Source organism: Amycolatopsis sp. H20-H5, assembly GCF_035828755.1.
In the GTDB taxonomy this organism is placed as follows: Bacteria; Actinomycetota; Actinomycetes; order Mycobacteriales; family Pseudonocardiaceae; genus Amycolatopsis.
Map to the genome: position 1 here is coordinate 55,384 of NZ_JAYMZS010000008.1, position 22,414 is coordinate 77,797.

25 protein-coding genes are annotated in these 22,414 nt (G+C 70.0%); 19 read left to right on the plus strand and 6 right to left on the minus strand.

Annotation, left to right across the window (positions count from 1 at the left end; all coding sequences use genetic code 11):
• Positions 1-125: 125 nt before the first annotated feature.
• The 5 genes from QMK34_RS06475 (at position 126) to QMK34_RS06495 (ending at position 5,288) form a co-directional block, all read left to right on the plus strand.
• The gene (locus QMK34_RS06475) at positions 126-515 is read left to right on the plus strand and encodes a TadE/TadG family type IV pilus assembly protein (RefSeq protein WP_326412541.1); all 390 of its coding nucleotides are present in this window, start codon (positions 126-128) and stop codon (positions 513-515) included.
• A 137-nt stretch (positions 516-652) separates the two neighbouring features.
• On the plus strand, positions 653-1,066 hold the full coding sequence (locus tag QMK34_RS06480; RefSeq protein ID WP_326412543.1) for a TadE/TadG family type IV pilus assembly protein: 414 nt from the start codon (positions 653-655) through the stop codon (positions 1,064-1,066).
• A gap of 74 nt (positions 1,067-1,140) precedes the next feature.
• Complete coding sequence (locus tag QMK34_RS06485) at positions 1,141-1,530, plus strand: pilus assembly protein TadG-related protein (protein WP_326412545.1); 390 nt, start codon at positions 1,141-1,143, stop codon at positions 1,528-1,530.
• A gap of 48 nt (positions 1,531-1,578) precedes the next feature.
• A complete protein-coding gene (locus QMK34_RS06490) occupies positions 1,579-2,040 on the plus strand; it encodes a hypothetical protein (protein WP_326412547.1) in 462 nt (153 codons plus the stop codon).
• Positions 2,041-2,084: 44 nt separating this feature from the next.
• Positions 2,085-5,288 carry a transcriptional regulator gene (locus QMK34_RS06495; protein ID WP_326412549.1) on the plus strand — a complete coding sequence of 1,068 codons (3,204 nt, stop codon included), beginning with the start codon at positions 2,085-2,087 and terminating at the stop codon, positions 5,286-5,288.
• A gap of 70 nt (positions 5,289-5,358) precedes the next feature.
• Here the strand turns inward: QMK34_RS06495 and QMK34_RS06500 are convergent, their stop codons facing one another.
• Positions 5,359-5,829 (minus strand): winged helix-turn-helix transcriptional regulator, encoded by a 471-nt coding sequence (locus QMK34_RS06500; RefSeq protein WP_326412550.1) that lies wholly within the window; start codon positions 5,827-5,829, stop codon positions 5,359-5,361.
• 807 nt (positions 5,830-6,636) lie between these two features.
• On the opposite strand from QMK34_RS06500, the gene QMK34_RS06505 reads away from it, so the two are divergent.
• The 12 genes from QMK34_RS06505 to QMK34_RS06560 all read left to right on the plus strand — a co-directional run bounded on the left by QMK34_RS06505 (position 6,637) and on the right by QMK34_RS06560 (position 14,684).
• Positions 6,637-6,879 carry a hypothetical protein gene (locus QMK34_RS06505; protein WP_326412552.1) on the plus strand — a complete coding sequence of 81 codons (243 nt, stop codon included), beginning with the start codon at positions 6,637-6,639 and terminating at the stop codon, positions 6,877-6,879.
• Positions 6,876-8,081 carry an AAA family ATPase gene (locus QMK34_RS06510; protein ID WP_326412554.1) on the plus strand — a complete coding sequence of 402 codons (1,206 nt, stop codon included), beginning with the start codon at positions 6,876-6,878 and terminating at the stop codon, positions 8,079-8,081. Before QMK34_RS06505 ends, QMK34_RS06510 begins: the two co-directional genes overlap by 4 nt.
• 40 nt (positions 8,082-8,121) lie before the next feature.
• The gene (locus tag QMK34_RS06515; protein ID WP_326412556.1) at positions 8,122-9,876 is read left to right on the plus strand and encodes a vWA domain-containing protein; all 1,755 of its coding nucleotides are present in this window, start codon (positions 8,122-8,124) and stop codon (positions 9,874-9,876) included.
• A gap of 52 nt (positions 9,877-9,928) precedes the next feature.
• The gene (locus tag QMK34_RS06520; protein WP_326412558.1) at positions 9,929-10,156 is read left to right on the plus strand and encodes a hypothetical protein; all 228 of its coding nucleotides are present in this window, start codon (positions 9,929-9,931) and stop codon (positions 10,154-10,156) included.
• A 71-nt stretch (positions 10,157-10,227) separates the two neighbouring features.
• Positions 10,228-10,482, plus strand: coding sequence for a hypothetical protein (locus QMK34_RS06525; RefSeq protein ID WP_326412560.1), 255 nt, complete (start codon positions 10,228-10,230; stop codon positions 10,480-10,482).
• Positions 10,483-10,566: 84 nt separating this feature from the next.
• Positions 10,567-11,385: a hypothetical protein gene (locus QMK34_RS06530; RefSeq protein ID WP_326412562.1), complete on the plus strand. Its 819-nt coding sequence runs from the start codon at positions 10,567-10,569 to the stop codon at positions 11,383-11,385.
• Between the two features lie 36 nt (positions 11,386-11,421).
• Positions 11,422-12,000: a hypothetical protein gene (locus QMK34_RS06535; protein ID WP_326412564.1), complete on the plus strand. Its 579-nt coding sequence runs from the start codon at positions 11,422-11,424 to the stop codon at positions 11,998-12,000.
• Positions 12,001-12,028: 28 nt separating this feature from the next.
• Positions 12,029-12,373 (plus strand): hypothetical protein, encoded by a 345-nt coding sequence (locus QMK34_RS06540; RefSeq protein WP_326412566.1) that lies wholly within the window; start codon positions 12,029-12,031, stop codon positions 12,371-12,373.
• On the plus strand, positions 12,370-12,708 hold the full coding sequence (locus tag QMK34_RS06545; RefSeq protein WP_326412568.1) for a hypothetical protein: 339 nt from the start codon (positions 12,370-12,372) through the stop codon (positions 12,706-12,708). Before QMK34_RS06540 ends, QMK34_RS06545 begins: the two co-directional genes overlap by 4 nt.
• 48 nt (positions 12,709-12,756) lie before the next feature.
• A complete protein-coding gene (locus tag QMK34_RS06550) occupies positions 12,757-13,065 on the plus strand; it encodes a hypothetical protein (RefSeq protein WP_326412570.1) in 309 nt (102 codons plus the stop codon).
• 23 nt (positions 13,066-13,088) lie between these two features.
• Positions 13,089-13,427, plus strand: a complete 339-nt coding sequence (locus QMK34_RS06555) for a hypothetical protein (RefSeq protein ID WP_326412572.1) — start codon at positions 13,089-13,091, stop codon at positions 13,425-13,427.
• 609 nt (positions 13,428-14,036) lie between these two features.
• Positions 14,037-14,684: a hypothetical protein gene (locus tag QMK34_RS06560; RefSeq protein WP_326412574.1), complete on the plus strand. Its 648-nt coding sequence runs from the start codon at positions 14,037-14,039 to the stop codon at positions 14,682-14,684.
• A gap of 72 nt (positions 14,685-14,756) precedes the next feature.
• On the opposite strand, the gene QMK34_RS06565 is transcribed toward QMK34_RS06560, so the two are convergent.
• Positions 14,757-15,659 carry a MarR family transcriptional regulator gene (locus QMK34_RS06565; RefSeq protein ID WP_326412575.1) on the minus strand — a complete coding sequence of 301 codons (903 nt, stop codon included), beginning with the start codon at positions 15,657-15,659 and terminating at the stop codon, positions 14,757-14,759.
• Between the two features lie 322 nt (positions 15,660-15,981).
• Between QMK34_RS06565 and QMK34_RS06570 the strand changes: the two genes are divergently transcribed.
• Both QMK34_RS06570 and QMK34_RS06575 read left to right on the plus strand, forming a co-directional pair.
• Positions 15,982-16,866: a hypothetical protein gene (locus QMK34_RS06570; RefSeq protein ID WP_326412577.1), complete on the plus strand. Its 885-nt coding sequence runs from the start codon at positions 15,982-15,984 to the stop codon at positions 16,864-16,866.
• A 91-nt stretch (positions 16,867-16,957) separates the two neighbouring features.
• Complete coding sequence (locus tag QMK34_RS06575; RefSeq protein ID WP_326412579.1) at positions 16,958-17,395, plus strand: hypothetical protein; 438 nt, start codon at positions 16,958-16,960, stop codon at positions 17,393-17,395.
• On the opposite strand, the gene QMK34_RS06580 is transcribed toward QMK34_RS06575, so the two are convergent.
• From QMK34_RS06580 to QMK34_RS06595, 4 genes are all read right to left on the minus strand, one after another.
• Positions 17,364-18,326 (minus strand): C40 family peptidase, encoded by a 963-nt coding sequence (locus QMK34_RS06580; RefSeq protein WP_326412581.1) that lies wholly within the window; start codon positions 18,324-18,326, stop codon positions 17,364-17,366. The genes QMK34_RS06575 and QMK34_RS06580 overlap by 32 nt on opposite strands.
• The gene (locus QMK34_RS06585) at positions 18,323-18,643 is read right to left on the minus strand and encodes a hypothetical protein (RefSeq protein WP_326412583.1); all 321 of its coding nucleotides are present in this window, start codon (positions 18,641-18,643) and stop codon (positions 18,323-18,325) included. The genes QMK34_RS06580 and QMK34_RS06585 overlap by 4 nt, the downstream gene beginning before the upstream one ends.
• Before the next feature lie 7 nt (positions 18,644-18,650).
• On the minus strand, positions 18,651-19,706 hold the full coding sequence (locus QMK34_RS06590; RefSeq protein ID WP_326412585.1) for a replication-relaxation family protein: 1,056 nt from the start codon (positions 19,704-19,706) through the stop codon (positions 18,651-18,653).
• A 71-nt stretch (positions 19,707-19,777) separates the two neighbouring features.
• The gene (locus QMK34_RS06595; RefSeq protein ID WP_326412587.1) at positions 19,778-22,405 is read right to left on the minus strand and encodes a type IV secretory system conjugative DNA transfer family protein; all 2,628 of its coding nucleotides are present in this window, start codon (positions 22,403-22,405) and stop codon (positions 19,778-19,780) included.
• Between the last annotated feature and the right edge of the window lie 9 nt (positions 22,406-22,414).

A 22,414-nucleotide genomic window follows, 5' to 3' on the forward strand; every position in this document is an offset into this window, starting at 1 on the left:
CAAGAAGGCTGCACTGGATGCCAAGTTCACAGACTCCCTACAGCGACGGCGGCGGCGATGGTCATCGTGGTCGTCGACCGCCGTCTGCGCACGGGCGGGTGGGCTGGCGAGGCCGCGTCCGACGTTTGCTGCGCGGTGACCGCGGCGCGGTCAGCGCCGAGCTGGTGATCGCGACGCCGCTGCTTCTGCTGATGCTGCTGATGATCGTGCAGTTCGCGCTGTGGTCGCACGCCACGCACATCGCCCAGGCCGCCGCCTCCCAAGGGCTCGCCGCAGAGCGAGCTCAAGGCGGCACCGCGGCCGCGGGCAGCGCCAGCGCGCAGCAGATGCTCGACCAGCTCGCTCGCGGCCCACTGACCGGCGTTAGCGTCAACTCCGACCGCACCGCGACCGCAGCTTCGGTGCGGATCTCCGGGACAGCAACATCGGTGATCCCGTTCCTCAGTCTGCCGGTGCACGCCGAAGCGGTTGGGCCGGTGGAGAGGTTCGTCCCCGATCTGGCTAGCGGCGGGTGACCCGACACATGACCACGAACTCAACCCGAGCGCGGACAGCCGCCACACGCCCGTCCGATAGCCCAGGACGGCCGCTGGGGTGCGAACGCCGCGGTTGGCGGTGGTGGGTGGTCTGGTGGCGCGCCGACCGTGGCTCCGTGGCGGCGGAAGTCACGATAGTGGCGCCGTTTCTGGTCATGCTGCTCGTGTTCGTCGCCGTGGTCATCCACCGAGGCGTGGATGCCCGGCTGCGGCTGGACGACGCCGCACACCAAGCTGCTCGCGCGGCGAGCATCGAACGCACCGCCGTCACGGCAATCGCGGCGGCGCAGTCCACCGCGGCGAGCGCGTTGTCCTCGGCCGGGGTGAGCTGCGTATCGCTGACCGTGGACACCGCCACCGGCGGTATGCGGCCGGGTGGCACGGTGAGCGTGACGGTCTCCTGCACCGTCGACTTCGGCGACGCGCTGATCCTCGGTGTGCCCGGTCAGAAACGCCTGTCTGCCAACGCTGTCGAGCCGATCGACACGTGGCGCTCGGTCGCGGTGAACGCCTCCGGGGGTGGCTCGTGAGCCGACGGGGGCGTCACGCTCGGCCGACCTGGTGGACTCGGCGAGGGCAGTGGTGGCGAGCTGATGAGGGCCGGGTGACCGCGTTCGTCGTGGTACTTAGCATCGGGATCCTCGCCCTGGCCGGGCTGACCCTGGACGGCGGTTTGGCGCTGGCCGCCAAGGTCAAGGCCAACGGCGAGGCCGAGGCCGCCGCCCGCGCCGGCGCCCAGGCGATCGACCTCACCGCCTACCGGAACAACGGCACCGTGGCACTGGTGCCCGCGATGGCTGTCGCCGACGCGCACAGCTACCTCGCCACCGTGGGCGCCTCCGGAACCGTGACTGTCTCCGGCGACACCGTGACCGTCACCATCACCGCCTCCCAGACCACACAACTGCTGGGCATGGTCGGGATCTCCAGCCTCACCGTGCATGGCGCCGGCAGCGCCCATCCCCAACGCGGCGTGGTGACCATCGACCCATGACCGCACCTTGTCGCTCACACCCGGTACGTCAACGCACAGGAGATCAGGATGGCTACAACGGAAGAAGTCGCTACCACCGACGAGATCGAACGCCGCGTCGAGGAAGCCGACGCTACCCGGCACGCGAAGCGATCCGCTGCGGCACAACAGGTCGGCGAACTCGCAGCGCGCCGGGCCGTCATCGCCGGGCAACTGGGCGACATCGAAGGACAACTCGGCAACGCACTCGCCGCCGCCCACGAAGTCATGGACATCGACGAACTGGCGAGGTTCACCGACGTGCCGGCCGCTGACCTCACGCGATGGCTCACGGCCCGGAAACCGGCCCGCACCAAGCGGAAGAAGCCCGCCGCTGGTGTGGAGAGCGATACGAGCCGAGAGCCGTCCGCGGCGAGGACACCGGCGGTCGGTCAGGTATCCACGCCGCCCGCGTCCGCCGCACCTCGCTCTGGTATAGCGCCCGCGCGTGTCCCCTGCGGAGGTGTCATGACGTCGCTCGGCGCGCGGTGAGCGTCGAGCCAGCAACCCCGTACTGCCAAGGAAATGAGCCAGTCGTGACCGCACCATCGCACCAGCCCCGCCGGGAGCCCACCAGGCCACCGGGCGCGGGCCGCCGGGCCTGGCGGATGCTGGCCGGCGCGGTCCGGTTTCTCGGCCGGGTCCTGCGAGGTCTGATCGCCGCCGCGGTGCTGCTCGCGCTCGTCGCGGGTGTGCCATGGGCGCTGTGGCACTACATCGGCTGGCCGCTCCCGCACCACATTCCCACCTGGGTCGAGGTCCAGGGCGTGCTGCTCGGCCCGATGACCACCACGTTCCTGCTGGACTTCCTCGCCTGCCTGTGTTGGATCACCTGGGCCGCCTTCGCCATCGATGTCCTGCGCTGCATGGTGGACCTGGCACGCAGCGGCGTCGACGCCGCCCGGTTGCCGGACTTCTCCGCCGCCGGTCCAGTACATGCCCTGGCAGGTGTCCTGATCGGCGCGGTCCTGCTGTCGGTGCTGGGCAACCGTCCCACGCCGGCACCGGCCACCGCGTTGTCCGCCGCGCTCGGGACCGGGTCGCAGGTCGTGGCGACCGCCCCGGCCTGGCAGCACCCATCCCACGGCGGCAAGGCGGCAGTCCGCCACGCCGTCTTCGCCACCCAGCCCACCGCAGGTGGTGGCATCTCCACGGTTAACGCTCCCGCGCCTCCAGAGTCGGTGGTCGTGCTCGCACCACAGAACGGGGTGCACGACTCGTTGTGGCGCGTCGCCCAACGCACCCTCGGCGACGGCGCCCGCTGGCCGGAGATCTTCGAGACCAACAAAGGCAAGCCGCAACCGAACGGCCACACGTTCACCAAACCGAGCCTGATCTTCCCCGGCGAGGAACTGGCCCTGCCCGCCGGCGCGACCCTGCCAACCGTCTCGATACAGCCGCCACAGAATCCATCCCCACCGCCGCCACCGTCTCCCGCACCGACAACCACAGCGCCCCCGACCACCTCCCCGCCACCAACGAGCCTCCAACCCTCCACCCCGGCGACACCCGCGCCGTCCACGCCGCAGCAGGCGCCGCCGGCCGCGACCGGCACGAATTCGCAGCCCTCGGCGACACGGGAACCGGGTTTCAGCTGGGGACCGGAGCTGTTCGTCGGCCTCGGGCTGGCTGCCGCGGTCAGCGCTGCGCTGCTGATCGCCCGACGCCGCCACAACAGCCGGTACCGACCCGGCAGCGGGGATCGTGACGACTTCCCCGTGGCGCCGGTGGTGTACCAGCTGCGCCTGGCCCACCTGCGCGCCGAACGGGACGACACGGAGTTCGACCTCGACGAGGACTACGCCGACGAGGGCGAGCGTCCGTGGCGCGTCCCACCTCCGCCACCCCTCGTGGTCGGCGCACCGCAGACCGGCTCGCCCCCGTCACCAGCCCGCGCGCCGGGGCTGGGTGTCCGGGACGGCCGCGAGGTCGCCTTGGATCTCGCGACCGCCCGCGGCCTCGGACTGGTGGGTACCGGCGCCGCGGCGGCGGCTCGCGCGCTGCTGGTCGCCGCGCTCACCGCCATCACCGGCCACCTGGCGACATCGGCCGGGGCGACCGTTGTTGTCCCGGCCGATGACCTGGCCGCTGTGCTCGGACGCGGGACCGCACACGCGCACCTGCCCGCGGCCCTGCACGTCGTCACCGACCTGCACGACGCGCTGGACGCGGCAGAGGCAGAGACCTTGGTGCGCGCCGTGGCCAGCCGCGAGCACACCGAGCTGGGTTCCTGGCCGGCGTTGGTGCTGGTGGCACGCCCAGCGGAGCATCAGCGGCAGCGGCTGCAAGCGGTCTTGGACAACGGCGCGCCGTTCGGCATCACCGGGCTGCTGTTGGGCCAGTGGCAGCCCGGCGTGACCGCCTACGTCCGCGCCGACGGCACGATCTCGGCCACCGGCCCCGGCCTGGGCGAGGCGCTACGCGGAACCCGGATGTTCCGCCTCGGCGACGACGACACCACCGCGTTGCTGACGCTGCTGCGCCAGGCCGAACCCGCCCCACCAGCCGAGGGTCAGGTGGTCGCGCCGCCGGTGCCGCGTCCTCGGATCGTGCCGGCCCACCCCGCCGGCAACCACCGCCCGCCGCCGAGCGAGGTGGACCGGTTCGGGACCGACGTCGCGGACGACGAGGTCGAACTGGAAATCACGGCCGCGGTCGCGCCACCGGCTCCCGCTGACACCGAGCTGGAGATTCTTGCTCCTAGTCGCCGGCCAGCGCCCGGCGTTCGCCTCCGCCGACCGGCCGAATGGCGCGCGCAGCCCGCCGCGCCGCGTGTGTCCGACCACGACGAGAGCCACATCGAGGTCACCGACGAACCGGGACCGACCGGCGAGCACACCACAACCGCGGCCGAGCCGTCGCCGACCGCCACCGCGGGCGGCGAGGCGGACACGGCCTCAGCACCGATCACGGTCACCGTGCTCGGTGGCCTGCGCGTGCACTGGATCCCCGAACCCGACACCACCGGCACCGATGATCAGCTGGCGCGGGAGATCACCGGGGTGTTGCAGCCCAAGACCCAGGAACTGCTGGTGCTGCTGGCGCTGCACCCCGACGGCGCCACCCGCGAGGCGCTCGTCTCAGCGTTGTGGGGCCAGGACCCACCGACCCGCCCGACCAACGCCTTACACACCGCGCTATCCCGGATGCGCTCCGCGCTGGCCACCGCCACCGCCGGCACCGTGACCGACATCGCCTCGGTCGGCAACGGTCGCTACCAACTCGACCCGGCGAAGGTCCATGTCGACTACTGGCGCTTCGCCGACGCGGTCGCCGCCCGCCGCGCCGCCGCCACCGACCACGCGCGCGTCGACGCCTACCGGGACGTGGTCACCAGCTACAGCGGAGCGCTGGCCGAGGGCATGACGAATGAGTGGATCGAGCCCGCGCGCGAGGCGATCCGCCGCGACGCCATCGACGCCGTCGCGGCCTTGGCACGCGCCCTGGTCGAGCAGGATCCGCAGCAGACCTTGGATCTGCTGGAAGTCGCGCGGGCGTTCGACCCGCACAACGAACTGCTCTACCGCGACATCATGCGCCTGCAGGAACGGCTCGGGCTGCTCGACGCCATCCCGCGGACGCTGACCCTGCTCGCCACCCGGCTGGCCGAGGTCGACGGGCAGCCGACCCCGCAGGCGCGGGGGCTGGCCGCCCGGCTGAGCCACCGCCACGACGACGACAACTCCACTGACCCCACGAGGGCAGCCACCCGGCCCCGTGGCCGCAGCGCGGCCAGTTGACGCGATGGCGCCGCCGTGCTCTGAGCCGGGCGATGTCGCTGCGGATCGGGTTGGTGTCCTCCGGTCGTGGTTACTCGTCGTCTTCGTCGTCGGCGATATCGAGCTCGTCCAGCTCGGCAATTCCGGTGAGGGTGACTGTCTCGTCACCATTCCGGCGGCTATATGCCTGAGCCTGCGCGACGAGTTCCGGATGCCCATCAGCCCATCCGACCAGCACCTCGGAAAGCGACAAGAACTCCAGGACTTCCGGCTTCAACGAGTAGACAACCTGGACCGGGAAAGTCTCCGTGCACCGCGTGCGCGTCAAAAGACCCCCTTCAGTCATCTTTTTCAACGTCCGCGCCAAAATGCTATCGTGCAGGACAGCGTGTTTGTCCGACCATTCTTCACCAATGGAATACGAGCTAATAGTGGAAAGAATCTCTTTTCTCCGCATAGGGCCGTCCGCGAGCGTGACCAAGATGGCCGGTGCCCACTTGTCTCCGAACAGATACTTCAGGTCGTACAAACCCCGAAGGAACCTCTCGTCGTCCACCTTCATAGCGCCTCCCCGTGTGCAGTGACCCGGCCCCCTCGCCGCGCCTGTCGTCCCGTCGTTCGGCGGCGCACCCGCTGCACCTGCCACCTACGCGGTCGTGCCTGCTCAGCGCGACCACGAAGCCTGCCACGGCCTCCTCGTGTCGTAGTGATAGAGATCTCCACGTTACGCCGAACGGCGGAAGCAGCCCACCGTATTCCTACTCATTGCGATTTGTAACCGAGTGTCACGCAAAGTAGCCGTTTGGAAGATCACCTGCACGTACAGTGGCTTCCGTTGGGGGTTCATACGGGGGATCATGTTGGGGTTCATACGGGGGATCAGGTTAGAGGACCACCCCCTGCGACCTGCGAAGATGCTGGTCACGGCTACCACAGGGGGATCCGCCGGTATCCCAGACTCGCTTGTCCACAAGCCGGGAGACACATCGGGGCGGGCTGGCTGGCCACTGCTTCCATTGCTGCCCCGTCATCACCCTTCTTTTATATCTCACCTTCACCCCTACCCCCCTTCCCGATTCTTTTATTTCATTTCTTACAGTTCACCGTCGCTATTCCTTGCGCCCCGCCCGAGCATTCCCGTCCGCGACGGCCGGAGCGTGGCCGGATCGTTGACCTGCGGAAATCGACGGAATGGTGGCCGGAATTGTGACCGTACGGACGGCTTTCTATCACTCCGCAACGGCGACGGCAACCATCGCGAAAAGAGTCTTGAAAATGGTCGGCTATTTCTATTGCGCGCGGCGTGTGGCAGAGTCATAATTGAATTAGCACCGGGGAAACCGGAAACAAATCGAATACCATACCCGGCGTGAGCTATGTCCACCAAAGGGGGCAAATTATGGTCCACGTTTACGGCTATTGCGTCGCCGTACATTGCAGCGGAACCGCAACCGCGTATTGCGCCTGCGGTTGGTCGACGACGTGCGGCACCCAGAAGGCCGCTACCGACGCTGTCGAAACGCACAACGCCGAACAAGCGGCGGAGGCACGGCGGTGCGACCTCGCCAAGTTGATCCGCAAGGTGCTAGATCAGAAGGAGCGCGCACGATGACCACGCCAGCCACGCCGACGACCGCCCCGGCGGCATCCGGCACGACGACCCCCGCCACGGCGGGCGGGCGGTTGCCCAACGGCGAACTTCGCCGACGGGTGGCCGAAGTGCTCGCCGCCCGTGGCGGTACGGAGATGACCCCGCGCGACGTCGCCGCCGCACTCGGTGGGAAATCTTCGGGCGCGATCGCCAACGCGTTGGCTGCGCTGACCGCTGGTGGCTACGCCGAACGGACCTCGACCAAACCGGTCCGCTACCGGTCGAGCCCGACCACCGCCGACGCCACCACCTCGCTTGTGGCGGTCCCGTCCGGCACGCCCCGCCGCCCCCGCACGCCCCGCACCACCCCACCCGCCACCGCCAAGACGACACCGCCACCAGCCACCCCGCCGACGACTCGGGCCGTGACCGGTCCGGTGACGCGCCCGAACGGACAGCTTTACCACCCGCGCAAGCTGTCCGGGCTGCCGGACGTGACCGCGCTGCAGAAGTTGCGTGACGCTGGGGTCGCCGCCCTGATGTACGGGCCACCCGGAACCGGGAAAACGTCGGTCGTCGAGGCCGCTTTCGGTGACCTGGTCACGGTTCAGGGCGACGGGGACACCACGGTCGCCGACATCGTCGGCGAGTACACCCAGGCCCCGGACGGCAAGTTCGTGTTCGTGCACGGTCCGCTGGTCCGCGCGATGCACGAAGGCCGGACCCTGTTCATCGACGACGCCACGCTCATACCGCCGACCGTGCTCGCCGTGGTCTACCCCGCGATGGACGGCCGCCGCCAAATCATGATCAAGGCCAACGGCGGCGAGGTCATCGACGCCGCCCCCGGTTTCTACGTCGTGGCCGGACACAACCCCGGCGTGCACGGCGCGGTGCTCTCGGACGCGTTGGCGTCGCGGTTTTCCGTGCAGATCCAGGTGTCCACCGACTACGACCTCGCCACGCAGCTCAAGATCGACACGCGCGCGGTGTCCGTGGCGCGCAACCTGTCCACCCGGCAGGCCAGCGGCGAGGTCCGGTGGGCACCGCAACTACGCGAACTGCTCGCATTCCAGAAGATCGCCGACGTGTTGGGCACCGACGCCGCCGCCGGGAACCTGATCGGCACCGCCCCGGAAGAGGACCGCGACATCGTGGCCACCGTTGTCAAGACCGCCTTCGGTAGAACCGTTGCCCCGCTGGCACTCGGTGCCCGTATCTGACCAACCCCCGCGCCCGACCCGTCCGGAAAGGACACCCGCGATGACCGCGCACATGATCGCCGACCCCGCCGCCACCGGTTCCGCCGTGTTCCCCGCCGCCCCCGGATGGGACGCGCTCTCCGCCGCGCTGACCGCCGAAGTCCCCGCGATCGCCGATCGGGGCGACCTGCTGGTCACCATCGCGCCCGGTGCCGGACACGGTGCCCCGGCGTGTTTCCTGCCCGCCGCCGCCATGATCGAAGTCGACGGTACCCACCTGCACCCGGTCGACCCCGCCACCGCGACACCGCACCGGATGAGCGACCGGAAGCGCTACGCCCCCACCTGGGGCGCGCTGACCCACGAGTGCGCGCACAGCAAACACACCCGGTGGCTCGACGCCGTGCCCGCCGACGCCGACCCCGGCGCGGTCGAGGCCGCCCTGCTGCTCGAAGAGCCCCGGATCGAACAGGCACAGATCCGCCGCCGCCCCGACGACCGGCACTGGTTGCGCGCGTGCGTGAAAACCATCGTCACGGGTGGCATGAAACTCGACGACCCCGCCTTCGCCCCGACAATGACCCCGCGCGACGCCGCCCACACCGCCGCCCTGTTCCTGGGACGCACCGACGGCGGCATCCTCACCCGCGCCGAAACCGCCCCCGTCGCGCGCGCCATCGACACGGTGCTCGGCGCGGAGAAACTCTCGAAGCTGCGGGCGGTGTGGCGTCAGGCGTTCCGCACCGCCGACGACGACACCGCCGCCATGATCGAACTCGGCCGCCAGTGGTGCGAGATCATCGGACCCGACCCCGACACCACACCGCCGCACCTCGCCGACACGTCCGCCACCCCCGACCCGTCCGGTACCCCGTCCCCGCTGGCCGACGCGATCGGCAAGGCACTGGGCAAGGTGGCGCGCGCGGTCGCGCGGGCGACACTTCCGGAGGACCCCGCCGAGATCGCCGCCCGTGCGAAGGCCGCCGCCGACGCCGCCACGAAACAAGCCGACGACGCCGCCCGCAGCGTGTTCTCCGCCGTCGGTGGTCCCCGTGACGGACGCACCGACACGATCGGCACCCGCCCGCCGACCACGGACGAACGCACCGCCGCGCGGGTACTCGGGCGCGCGCTGACCACCGCCGGGGTCCGTGACCGGGTGGCGACCAAAACGACCTCGGCGATCCCACCCGGACGCCTTCGGATGCGCGGGGCGCTGGCCCGCGAGGCGCAACGCGCCGCCGGGGCGATACCGACCGCCGAACCGTTCACCCGCACCACCCGCACCCCAGTCCCGACCCCGCCGCTACGGCTGGGCATCGCGTGCGACGTGTCCGGATCCATGCGTCGCTTCGCGGGTCCGGTCGCCTCGACGGCGTGGATCATGGCCAACGCAGCCGCCCAGAGTCCGGTGCCCGCCGACACCGCCACCGTGATCTTCGGCAACCACGTCCGGCCGATCACCCGCCCCGGCAAGGCCCCCGCCGCCGTGACCGACTTCGCCACCAGCGACACCTGGGAAGCCGTCGACACCGCGATCGACGCCCTCGACGGCGCACTCGGACTGTCCCGCCCCGGTGCCGCGCGGTTGCTGATCATCGTGTCCGATGGCAAATTCCGCGTCGGACCCCGCCAGCAGGGGCAGCGGCTTCTCGACCGGTTACGCGCCACCGGATGCGCCGTGTTGTGGATCACCCCGGACGTCCCGGGACGTGACCCGCTGACCGGGGCGACCGTGCACGTGATGACCGACCCCACCACCACCGCGCAGGCCATCGGCCGCGCCGCCACCACCGCCCTGCGCGCCACCCACTGAACACCCGAAACCGGGACCCATACGCACGCCGTCCGTCCACAAAGGAGCTCACATGATCACCAACGCCGCCAACCGGATCGCCGCCCGGATGCCGCAGCTCACCCTGGACCAACTCGAGCAGGTCGTCCTCGTCGCCATCGAGTGCCTCGACGAGGAAGCGGGCGAGGAAATCGGCCTCGGGGGCGACTACACCGGACCGGCGGTCACCGGTCTGAACACGCTGGCCGAGATGCTCGGCGTTCCCGGCGTCACACCCGCCGATGACCTCGTCGAGCTGTAGCCGACCCCCGCCCGCCGTCCACACCCATCGGCGCGGCTTCCGCCGCCCAACCTTACCGGAGATGACTGTCGATGACCGACACCGACATCGCGACCGTCGGCGACCTGATCGCCGCCCTTCACCAGTACGACCCGACCACCCCGGTACGCCTCGCCACGCAACCCGGCTACCCGCTGGAGAACCTTCTCGCGCGGGTCGCGTGCACCCCGGACGACGCCGAGTACGAAGGCCCCACGCGCACCGACCCGCCCGTGGTGTGGCTCGGTGCGGGCGAACAGGTCGGGTACCTGCCCGCACTCGCCGCCAACGCCCTCGGGTGGTCGTGATGACCACCACCGCGTCGGAATCGCCGCCGCCGTGAGCAGTTGAACAGCCGCCGCAACCCGCCCGCACGCCAGGAGGACTTCGTGATGGCCAGCAACGACCTCGGCACCACCGCACCGACCAACCACACCTTCCCGCCCGAGACTGTGCTACTCGTTCCGGCACCGCCTCCCGCCGTCCCACTGCGTCCCCCCGCCGGGGCGTGGGGGCTGGTCGTGGTGGCGGTACGGACCACCGACGCCACCGCCCCGGACCCTGCCCGCACCGACACAGCCGACCTGTTGGCGGGGGTGTGGCTGCCTACGCGACCGCCCGCGCACCTGCACACCGGGGATGTCGTGGTGCGCCTGCAGTCTCCCTACACCAGCTCTCCGCGCAACCCCGACGACCCGACACGGGCCGACGTCGTCGTCCTCGCCGCCGATGAGGGCGAATGGCGCACGATCCGTACCTGGACACGGTCGATCGGGGCGCGCTGGCCACACGAGGCCGCCCCGTCGGTGCTGTGGCAGATGCGCCACCTCGCCGACGCCGCCTTCAACGCCGCCCAGTCGGCGACGCTGGCCGGGCCGGTCGCCGCCGCCTTGCCCCCAGAAGTCCTCTCCGCTCGCCTCGCCGACGAGTCCGCGGCCTCGCCGGCGCCTCGCCCGCCGGATGCCCTCGCCGAGCTGATCGAGGCCGGGCTGGTCGAGGTGGGCGAGCAGCTGGTGTGGAACGGGCACACCGCCATCGTCCGGGAAGGCGGTGTGCTGCACAACGGCGGACCGCACGAGTTCGCCGTCTCCACCGTCACCGTGCTGGCCACCAGCCTCGCGGGCTACACCGTCAACGGCTGGCACCTCTGGCGACGTGCCCGCGACGACCGCCCCCTGTCCGAACTGCGCACCGCACTCGCCACCCACTGAACCCCGGCAAACCCACCGACACGACGGAGAACCGCCATGACCGCCTCAACCACCGAACGTGACCAGGACGCCGGAGCCACCTCGACCCGCTACCACTACACCCGCGTCGTCGAGATCGCCGGACGCACCGTCCGCGCCCGCCTCGAGCGCGGCGTCTACCTCAACCACAGCGGTGCCGTCGCCGAGGTGCTCACCGACCAGACGGACTGGTCCACCCTCGCCGCCGACGACCTCACCAACTGGTGGCACGACACCCCACCCCCGAGCGTGGACGTCGACGCCGCCGCCGTCCTCGGCCCGCTCGCCGAGCGGCTCCTCCATCACGCCGCCGAGATCCTCGCCGCACCGCCTCCCACCGTGACGTTGTCACCCCACCTCTACCGCGCGGTGAGCGCGTTGCTGGCCACCAGCAGCGGCTACAACGCCGAATGCCGCATCGACCCGAACGACATCACGTGGGCAACCGACAACGGCGGAACGCTGCACATCTTCGAGAACCCCGACGGCAGCGTCACCTTCACCAAAGCCCACCGCGACGAATGCCCCTTCGTAGCAAGCAAAGGCGGTCAGGACTGCGACGACGAATGCTACTTCGACCTTCCGAGCCGGATATAGAAACGCCTCACACCACAGGAGATCAACCATGACACCCTACGACGTTCCCGAGACCGTCATCCGGCGCTTCACGGAGAACGGCTGCGAGGTGACCGCGATCGTCGCCGACCCCGCCGACGCGCAACAAACCTTGTACGGCACCGTCACCCGCGACGGGGCACTCGTCGGCAGCTACTACTGCGCCGACCGCGTCCGCCAGTCCGACTGGCACATCGTCACCGCACTCGGCGTTCCGCTCGCCCTCGACAGCCAACCCGTGAACCCGGTCTCCGAAGGTGCCGCCATCCTCGTGCTGACCACCATTCTCACCGCGCACGACGGTGCCGAAGTCGAACAACGACTCCGCGACGCGACCCGCACGCCACGGTGGTGACCACCACCGCCGACTTCTACGACGGGCACGGACCGCGCGCCGTCTGGCTCGGCTCACTCCAGGGCGACGCCGACCCCGTCACGGTGCGCACCGTCGCCTGTGGACGACTGATGCTGAACGCGACCGACCCGCTCACCTACGCCGACGCCGTGACCGACCTGCTCGACGTCTGGGCCGACGAGGACCACGGGCGCGGCTACCACCCTCGCGACGGCTGGCCGTGGTTGTGGCCGGACAGTCACGACACGGACTGGGTGTTCACGTTCACCCACGGTCGGGTGTGGATCACGACCGGACGCGCGTGGCTGCGTGTCCACCAGCGAGTGTCGCAGTAAAACCAAAAGTCAGCGATCTCCTCCCTACGAGCACACAGGAGTGCACCGATGTCGGAAGCCGTTTCACCCGAGCCTCCCACCGCGCGCCAGACCATGTCCGCCGCCGAACACTGCTCGGCCGCCCAGGACGAGTTCGCCAACGCGCAACGCCTCTACACCTCCGACCCGGACGAGTACCGCCGAGCCATGGAGTGCGCGGCGATGCACCTGCGGATCGCCGAGGTGATGACTCAAGGGTCGTCGCTGGTCACCGAACTCGCGATTGCCGAGACGAACCCGGCGTGGAAGCCCCTCCGGATGAACGCGTCGCATGAGGCCACAGCGTGGAACGAACTTCTCGGACGAGTCCAACGATGAACCCGACGGACACAGGAGGCGCAATGAACGACCGCAACGACAGTGCCGACGACCAGCAGCTCCGCCTCCTGGACTTCGAGGCGACCTGCCCGGACTGCGCCGTGGCCGTCGGCGAGGCACACGAATACGACGAATACGACGGCGGGTGTGACGTCGCGCGTTGCCTGGTGACCGGGCTGCAGCGGCTGATGTGCGATCTTGACCACGACTGCGGGCGAGACGTCTGGTCCGGGTGGTGGCCCGGCTTGGTCGACTGCGAGCAACTCGGCTGGATGATCGGCCCCGGTCTCCCCAACCTCAACCGCCTCTACACCGAGGCGACCTGGGATCCCGCACGGTGCACATGGGTGAAGCCCGTCTGACCGGGGTCACGCTAACCGCCCCGGAGGGATCGAGAATGACCCGTCGACTTGGCTTGGCGCGACGGGCGACGCCGAGACGGACCGCCGTGCTCTCCGCCGCCGACCGGAATGGCTACGAGGTGGCCGTCGCCACGCTGCCTGCCCGCCAGCGCACCGCCGAGGTCAGCGTCGTCACCGCAGTCGGCCCGGACGGCACGGCGGGCTGCGTTCACCGTCGTCGACGTACCGGCTTGCCTGCCGATCCCGATCAGAGCCCACCTTGCCCGCCGGCCCTTACCTCGCGCACCGCGGGCGAGGTCGCCCTTCACCGTGGCCGAACCCCTCGCCGCCCCAGCGATCCGCGAGATCATGCTCGGTGTGCTGTAGCCCGGCCCCGCTCGTGGCCTGCACGTGCTGCCCGCCGATACCCCGTTCGCCCTCGATGCGTGTGGTGACCGCGCTGCGGTTCGTGCCCGACGCCGACCGCTACACCGAGGGCATCAACCCTGACCACGCTCGTGAGCTGCGGGATCCGTCGCCGACGTTGCCGCACTGGCAATCACCGCCCACCGCACCCACTAACCGCACCCGTGGTCACCGCGCTGACCCCCGAACGACAAGGTTCCCATCATGGGTTTCACCGGTTCGCTCATCCTCGCCCGCACCCCGGACTCGCTGATCGACCTGCTGGCCCCGCACGAGGCGGAGCTCGTCGGCCGCCGCGACGACCACTGGCAGCTCGCCGCCGTCACGGAGGACTCCCCGGACATACCCGGGTTGTCCGCCGCGTTGGTCGAGGTCACCGCAGCGCCCGTGTTGATCGCGGTCGTCAGCGACAGCGACACCGCGCTGCTGCTGGCCGACGGCCCCGACGGGCATCAATGGATCACCGTGCTCAACGCCCCGGCCGACAGCGCGGGCCGCGCAGCGGTCGCCGACACCAGGGCGATGACGGCGATCACGCAAGCCGCTGTCGCGTGGGCCGCCAAAGCCGGGCACACCGTCGCCGCCGATGCCGTCCTGGCGGCGTTGTGCGAGGCCGATCGCGATAACCGCGCCGCCGACCACGCGTTCAGCGACGCCCTAGACGCAAGGGACTTCGCGGCGACACACGAGGTTGTGCGCAACCAGATCCCGTTCATCGAGGTGTACGTGCTGCGGGTACTGGCCACGCTCGGGGTCGCCGTGTCAGTCCAGGACACCAGTTCCTGGTGGGCGCATCTGGCCAATCAAGCACAAACGCCGTCCCCGTATCCCGCAGATCTGCCGACCGGATAGCGACCGGACGCGAATGTGGCTGTGTCCCAACGAAATTCCGTTGGGACACAACCACATTCCCATGTAAGGATGTTATTTCGTCGGTGCGGGGGCAGCCTCCTGCTCGGACGGGGCGAGCGCGAACCGCCTCGGCTTGTCCTGCGTCTTCGCCGCCACGCCGCCCTCGACCAGCTTGTCCAGCGCATTGCTCACCGCACCTGAGGACTTCCCACCCAGCGCGTTCGCGATCGCGGTGGGACCGAACTGCTCGCCGGGGTGGTCGCGCAGGTAGTCCTCGACCATCCCGCGCAGCCCACCGGGTGCCAGCCGAGTGTTCTTCTCGCTCGTCGCGTCCGCGCCATCCTCCGTCGGCCTGTCGACGTCGGTCGCCTCGCCGTCGGCGGCGGGCTCATTCACGTCGGCGACGACAGGCTCGGCCTCCACGCGGTCGGCCTTGTCGGTCTCGACCGGGTCCTGCGCGTCATCGGCTGCGGTGTCGGTCGGCGTGGTGTCCGTCGGGTCGACGGGGTCGCCCTCAACGTCCGTGGCGTCGTCGGTGGCGGGCGCGTCCGGGACAACCGGAACGACCACGGGTGCGTCCGGTTCGGTGTGCGCGGTGTCCGTCGTGTCGCTGTCCTTTGCCGCATCGGTGCCGACCGGGGCCAGGTCGGGCTGGGTGGTGTTGACTTCGGTGATCGCCCACAGGTCGGCGGCGCGTCGACCAGCCTCGGCGATTCCGGCGGTGCGCGTGACGCTTCCGTCGTTCGACCACGTGACGAGGATCTTCTGCGCGGTCGACTTCCCGATTTTCGCCGCGACGGACAAGTCGGCGGCGGTCCTGTTCCGGTCGACGCGCAGCACCTTCCACAGCCTGTCTTCGGCGTCCGTGCGGACCTTCGCGGCGACAGTCTGTTCAGGAACTGACCGCAATGTCGGGGCGGATCCGGTCGTGCTGGCGGTGGTACGGGTTGTGCGGGTGCGGGTCTTGCTGGACATGACATCCCTCGATTCGCGTTCGTGATCGGTGGCGGGTGGTCATGCCCCGGCCGGAGCGGGTGTGGCCCCCGGTGCGCTGCCGGTGTGTTCGGGCTACACGACTATGGACGCTTCCTTCAGCCCATGAAGTCAAGCGGGTTCGGCAAACAAGACGTCTGTCTTGTGTAGATGGTGGCGGCGCGGACCTGGGAATCGTTGCGCCACACGGATCCACTTCGCGCGCATAGCGCAGGTGCCCGTTGACAACTAGGCGTGCACGAAGCGTCCATACATGTCGGCCACCCGGCCCGCCACGCCCGTAAACCGAAGGGGCGCATAGACAATGACGACCGACCACGACATCCAGGAACCAACCCCATTGGCCCCCGGCGCGGCCGTAGACGTGTCGCGACCCGAACCCCCACCCGATCGCACCACCGCGAACACCGGGGTGTCACAGCCGGACGACGAGGCGATCATGCGGGCGTGGGAAGGGCTGCCGCCGGACACGATGATCCTCGCCCCGGCATTCGGCCCGCCGCCGATGCGAGGCCCCGACGACGTGTGGGCGTTGCTCGTGACGGCGGTCGACATCATCGGCGACGCCGACCCCGACCGCGCGGGCGAGGTGGCGTTGTTCGCGGGCACCTGGGTGTCGCGACAGCCTCCGGCCGACAGCCTGTACGACGGTGACCTTGTCGTGCGCCTGACCCACCCGGCCGATCCCATGTACCCGCTTTCCCGTGACCATGCCACCGATGTCGAGATGCTGCTGGCGTACCAGGGACGTTGGCAGCGGGTCGGCCAGTGGCAGGGGCTCGACGACAGCTGGCCGAGTGTCGTCGCGCCGACTGCCGCCGCTGTGATGGGTTTGCACGGTGACGCCTGCGAGGCGGCTATCTGGTCGGAGACCCCGCCGCCGTTGACCTCGCCGCCGCTGATCAAGTGGGCACGTGGCGGCATCGCCGACCTGCTCGACGCCGGAGTGGTCACAGCGGGCGAGGAGTTGGTGTGGGACCGCCGCAACGTCGGGGTCCGCCACACCGCCCGCATCCGCATCGACGGATCCCTCGTCCTCGCTGATGGTCGGGTGTATGCCAACCCGTCCGGTGCCACCACCGCGCTGGGCGGCAACCATCAGAACGGCTGGGGCGCGTTTCGGCGGATCTCTGACGGGCGCACGCTGGCCGACCTGCGTGCCGAACTTCAGGCGCGGCGCGGGCAGTAAGCCACGCAACCGCCGCCTACATCTGTGACGGATCCGTTGTGCGGTGGGCTGCCGCAGCACAACGGATCCGGCCGTCCCGAGGAGTGTTGCCATGACCCGCTTTGAGTCCACAGTGGATTTTCTCGTCGTGTGGGGCACACGAGCCGGGGTGGGCCCCGGCTACACCCTGGAAGCCGTCGCCGTGCGGCTGGCCGAAGACATCGGCGAGCTACGCGACGACGGCGGCATCCCGCCGCACGTGCGCACCGTCATCACAGTGTTGCCGCAGCAGCGAGTGCTGGAGATCCGGGTCAACGGGCTCTCAATAGAGGCCGACCCGGATCACACCACCAGCCGGGACGTGATGAACACGCTCTTCGAACTCGCCAGCTACCACAACATCATCGCCCTCGACGCCACCACGCCGCCGCTGTTCACCCAACGCATCCTTCTCGTCGGTACCGACGGCCACCCGTTCGCCGCTATGATGGGTGCGGGCGTCGGCGACGTGGAACCCGTTACCCCGCAACGAACCCCGCCGGTCGCGTAGCTCCTTCATAGTCGTCTCCCTTGTACCGGTAGGGCTGAATTTTCACTACCTGCCCAAAGTCCGGTGCGTCTACCATCAGCCCGCCGCCGAGGTAGAGCCCGACATGGTGGATGTGTGCGGCCGTGCCGTAGAAGACGAGATCGCCGGGTAGTAGTGGCTGCCCGTCGGGGACGTGCGGCCCCGCCCGGAACTGCGAGTCCGCTGTGCGGGGCAGCGTGACCCCGGCCGCGTTGTAGGCTGCCAACGTCAAGCCGGAGCAGTCGAATCCGCCGTCCTGTGGGCCGTTGCCACCCCACACGTAGGGTAATCCTCTTTGCCCGCAGGCATAGTTGAGAGCGGTCAGTGCTACCGAGTTGGTCGCTTGGATGGCGTTGCAGTCGCCCGTGCCGACCGACGCGGCGGCGTCCGCGTACTCTTTCGCTTGTGCGAGCACGTCTTGCACGTACCATTCGGCGTGGTTGTAGGCGAAGATCGCGGCGTGGAGGTCTCCGCGTCCGGCTCCGCTGTCGCACAGGTAGTAGGCAGCGGCGTAGATGGCGTCGTGCGGGTTGTACAGCGATGGCGGACTCACGCCGCCCGCCGGGATCCGATGCCGCGACACCACACCGGTGAAGGTTCCGGACAGGAACTGCATCGGCCCACCGGCCCCGAAAGCGTTGGTACCGCTGGAAACACCCGGCAGCGTGGACCGGCCGTGGTCGGTCTCGATCTTACCGATGGCGGCGATAATCGACCAGTCCAGCCCCGGGCACACCCCGGCCGCCGCGCGGTAGAGGGCGAGGTAATCCGAAGGGATGTCGGCCAGCGCGCTCTGGCTGGGCTGACTGCCGCCACCGAACACCGCCGAGATCGCGCCGGACACCCCGGCGGCGATCAACAACGGGATCAGGATGATCACCCCGATCGCGGCGACACCGACTTTCGCGATCATCGGTCGCCGCCCCGCCAGTAGGTGACCAGGGTTCGGGCACACAGGACGGTCCTGCCGACCCCGTGAAGCGTGATCAGCCCGCTCACTGCTGCGGGGATCCACCACCACGCGGCCCAGTCCCAGCGGGTCAGGCCGACCACCAGCCACACCGTGAGCGCCGTGTACACGGCGGTGGCGAACGTCACCTCCGGCAGCACCCGCCGCGCGGGGCGCAGCCCACGCGGGGTCTTTACCCAGCCCGGCATCGCTCCGATCTCGATCTGCCGCAGTTCGGCCGCCAGTCGCGGGTAGAAGATCGCGAAGTCTCGCACGTCCATCCCCGCCTCACCGCCTGCCGGTGCTCGGCCCGCGCGAGGTGGCCGGCGGCATCGGCGCAGGCGCCGGGGCCCTGAGCACCAGCGAGTCCGCCGCGCCTTGCTCGTCGTCGGCATCGGTGACCGGCGGCGGGACATGCGGCCAGGCCCCCAGCAACCGGTGCAGAACACGCCGCGCCGGAGTGGCGCCGTGGTTGTCCAGCGGAAGCCAGACCTCATCAGCGGGACTCGGGTGCGCCGCGGTGGGGTTGAGCAACTCGGCCGCGGCGGTGGCCACCGGCACCGAGTCCGGGTCGTCGAGCTCACGCCACGCCGTGTGCAGCAGCCGGCGGGCGGTGGCCTCGCGCCGCGAGGTGGGCAGCCACACCAGCAGCGGCGTGGTGATGCCGGTGGCCTGGGCCAGCGCGGCGTAGCCGGCCAGCTTGCCGGCGAGTTTGCCCAGGACTTCGGTGCCGAAGTCGTATTCGAGGAAAAACTCAACCTGCTGACCGTGGGCGCTGAAGCGGCCGTAGGCGTCGGGTTTGATCAGATCGCCGAAGTGCCGGGCGCAGCGGGCCTCGGCCCACCAGACGTCCAGCGTGGCGTGCTCGCCGGGGTCGGCATGGCGGGCGTGGTCGACCAGGGCGGTGAACCACTCGTTGACCCCCACGGTGTGCGCCAGGCGCAGGCTGTGCGCGACACCGAACGCCCGGTCGTGCCGGTAGCCGAGTTCCTTGACGTCCAAGCCGTCCTCGGCGGCCAGCACCGCGGCCCCGGCGGGCGCGAGGACGTAGTGCATCGGCGCGGTGCCCAGGGTGATAAACGGTTGGAAGCGGTCCACCACACCCCACTGGAACAGCTCCCGCATCCGCATCCGGCCTGAGCGGAACGACGGGAAGGCCAGCGCGGTGATCTGGTGGGCGGTCAGCACACGGTGCTCGTGCAGCATCCGGATGATCCACCGGTCACGCGGGGTCAGCCGCCACGCCAGCACGCCCTGATGGTCGGCGGTGTTCGCCGCACGCGGGGTTGGACGCGTGGCCTTGTGGCCGCGTAGGGAACGCTGCCTCGTCGGGTTAGTGATCATGGTGCGAGACCTCCAGTGTCGGATTCAGCTGATGGCGGGTGCGGGAGTTGGGGTGTCGTGGTGGCGGCCGGTCAGCCGTGGCGGCGTGGATCGGTGCTGCGAGGCCGCACCACCGGCCCGGTCGCGCTGGTGCGGTTCGCCGGCCGTGACCCGGTGGTGGACTTCGGTGACGGCCGCGAGGACGAGCCGCCGCTGGTGGTCGGGGCGACCATGCGGGTGCGCAGCGCACGCCGGGCGACAGCGCGGATCTCCCGTGCCCGGCCGGGGATAGCGCGCGGCAGGGGCTGGGTGCGCATGGTGAACGGCTGTGCCTCTTCCCCGTTGAGCACCAGGCGCACGGCGGCGTGGTAGACGCCGAGGTGGGCGAGGTCGTGATCGGACAGCCGCGGCACGGTGTGGCGGGACAGCTCGCGGGCGTCCTCGGGGCTGGCGTTGAAGAAGATCTTCGACCGCGCGTTGGTCGACATGCCCTCGCGCAGTTCCCGTGGAAGCTGCCCGAGGTGCTGATGGGCCAGGGTCATCGCGACCCGGAAACCCCGCGCCTCAGCCAACATGTCCTCGATCGGATAGGGCAGGTTCAAGAAGTTGTGACACTCGTCGATGACCATCGAGGCGTCTTTCCGCTGCCGTTGCGGGGTGCGGGCGCGCCCGGTGGTGGCCTGCCAGGTCCGCGCGACCACCAGCGAACCGACCAGCTTCGTGGTCTCCTCCCCCAGCGAGCCTTTGGGGATGCGCACGAGACAGATCCCGCCGTCAAGAACCTCGTTCATATCCACTGTGGAGTGACCACCCGCGATGGCGTCGCGCACGAACGGCCGCAACAGGAACGCGCGCAACTTGTTCATCAACGGCGAGATGGCCTGCGACCGCGACGAGTCGGTGAGTTCCTCGTACCAGGTCCAGAACCCGCGCAGAACCGGGTCGGTGACCCCGGCGGTCACCCGTGAGCGGAACGCCTCGTCGAGGAGCAGCTTCGGCAGATCGGCCAGGGTCGCGACGCCTTCCTGGGTGCGCAGCGTCAGGCACGCGGCGCGCATGACGTCGTCGGTGCGGGGTCCCCAGAACGCGGAGTACACCCGCCGGAACACGCTGACGAGGTTGTCGACGGTCAGGTCGGTCTCCCCACCGTCGAGGGGGTTCAGGCACGGCGGACGAGACTTCGAGTCAGCGTCGAACAGCACGACCCGGTCCGCCGCCGAGCGCGGCAGCCGAGACAACACGTCGGTGACCAGGTCGCCTTTGGCGTCGATCAGCACGATCCCGCGCCCCGCTTCGGCGTCGGCCAGGATCATGTTGCCCAGCAGGGTGGATTTGCCGGAGCCGGTGGCACCGATGACGTGCAGGTGGTGCCGCGCGTCGGGTACCCGCAACGCGACCGGTCGCTCGTGGCCGGTGTCGGTGATCCCGAGTGGTTTGGCCTCGGGTCCGGGGGTGGCGATGCCGGGCGGTGGGGAGATCGCGCGGGCACCGGCGCGCTGGACGCCGGGGATGGACTCGTCGACCGGTAGGTGCGCCAGTGCCGCCAACTCGGGCACCGACAGCAGATCTCCTCGGCCGAGGCGGCGTTGGTCCAGCACGATGCCGGGGTGGCGGACGCGTGTGCGTCCATAGCGGTTGTGCTCGGTGTAGGAGGCGAACGACGCGGCCAGGGCGTGCGCCCGGCCTCGGGCGACATCCCGCGCGGTGCGGACCTCGCGCTCGCCTGCGTCCTCGGGCAGGAGGGTGGCCACGGCGTAGCGGATGACCGTCTCGAACTGCGATCCGCGTTGTTTGGTGACGATGGCGCGGTTCTGGGCGGAGTACTCCAGCGAGGTCTGCGGATCGCTGTGTAGCTGTCCGGACTTGGTGGTGGTCCGGGTGCGGCTGGTCTTCACACCGGGGGTGATGAGGTCGAGCAGGCGCCCAACCAGGTGGGTGGAGCCGCCGGTGTGCACCCGGCGCGCCGAACGCCGTGCTGTCGCGACGCGGCGGCCCGTGACTGGGCGGGCGAGGATCTGCACGCAGGCGTGCTCGTCCCGCCCCAGACCCACAGGCGCGCCGATCAGGGCGCGGATCGGGTCGGCGTCGAAGTCGGTACGGATCGGCAGTGCCTCCGACCGTGCGAGGCGGAGTTCGCCGCCGACGACCAGCCGCCGCTGCCCGGCATCGGGCGACGGCAGCGGCGGCTCGGCCGCGGTAACGCGGGTGTGTGAGCCCGGCCAGGCGGCCTCCACGGCGCGCTCGACCAGGCCGGGCGGGATCACGCCGGGCACCCACAGCCGGATGGCGACCCCGGCCTCGGAGAACACGTACTCGCAGGTGACGTGCGGCTGGCCGGTGAAAGCGCGGCGCCAGGCCGGGCGGAGCAGTCCGACGAGGTTGGACCACAGCGCGGTCCCGCCCGCGGGGTCGACGGTGGGCGGGGCAAGCACGGTGATCTGGCGGGCGTCGGCGTTGAGCGCGACGTGGCGTCGCTGAGCCAGCCACCGCCGCCCGGCGATCACCACGAGAGTGGAGAAGACGACGAACACCGACACGGTGGACCACCAGACCGCCAGCCACTGTCCGATCGGGGCGAGCAGTGCGAGCAGGGCACCCAGGGGGTCGCGTAGGTACTGGCCGAGCCAGCCGCCGGACAGGCCGGTCGGCTGCGGCCTGGTGCTGGGTGGTGTGACGGTGGAGAGCGGGTGGATGAGGGCAGCGGGTATCACAACAGGCATGGCGGAAGT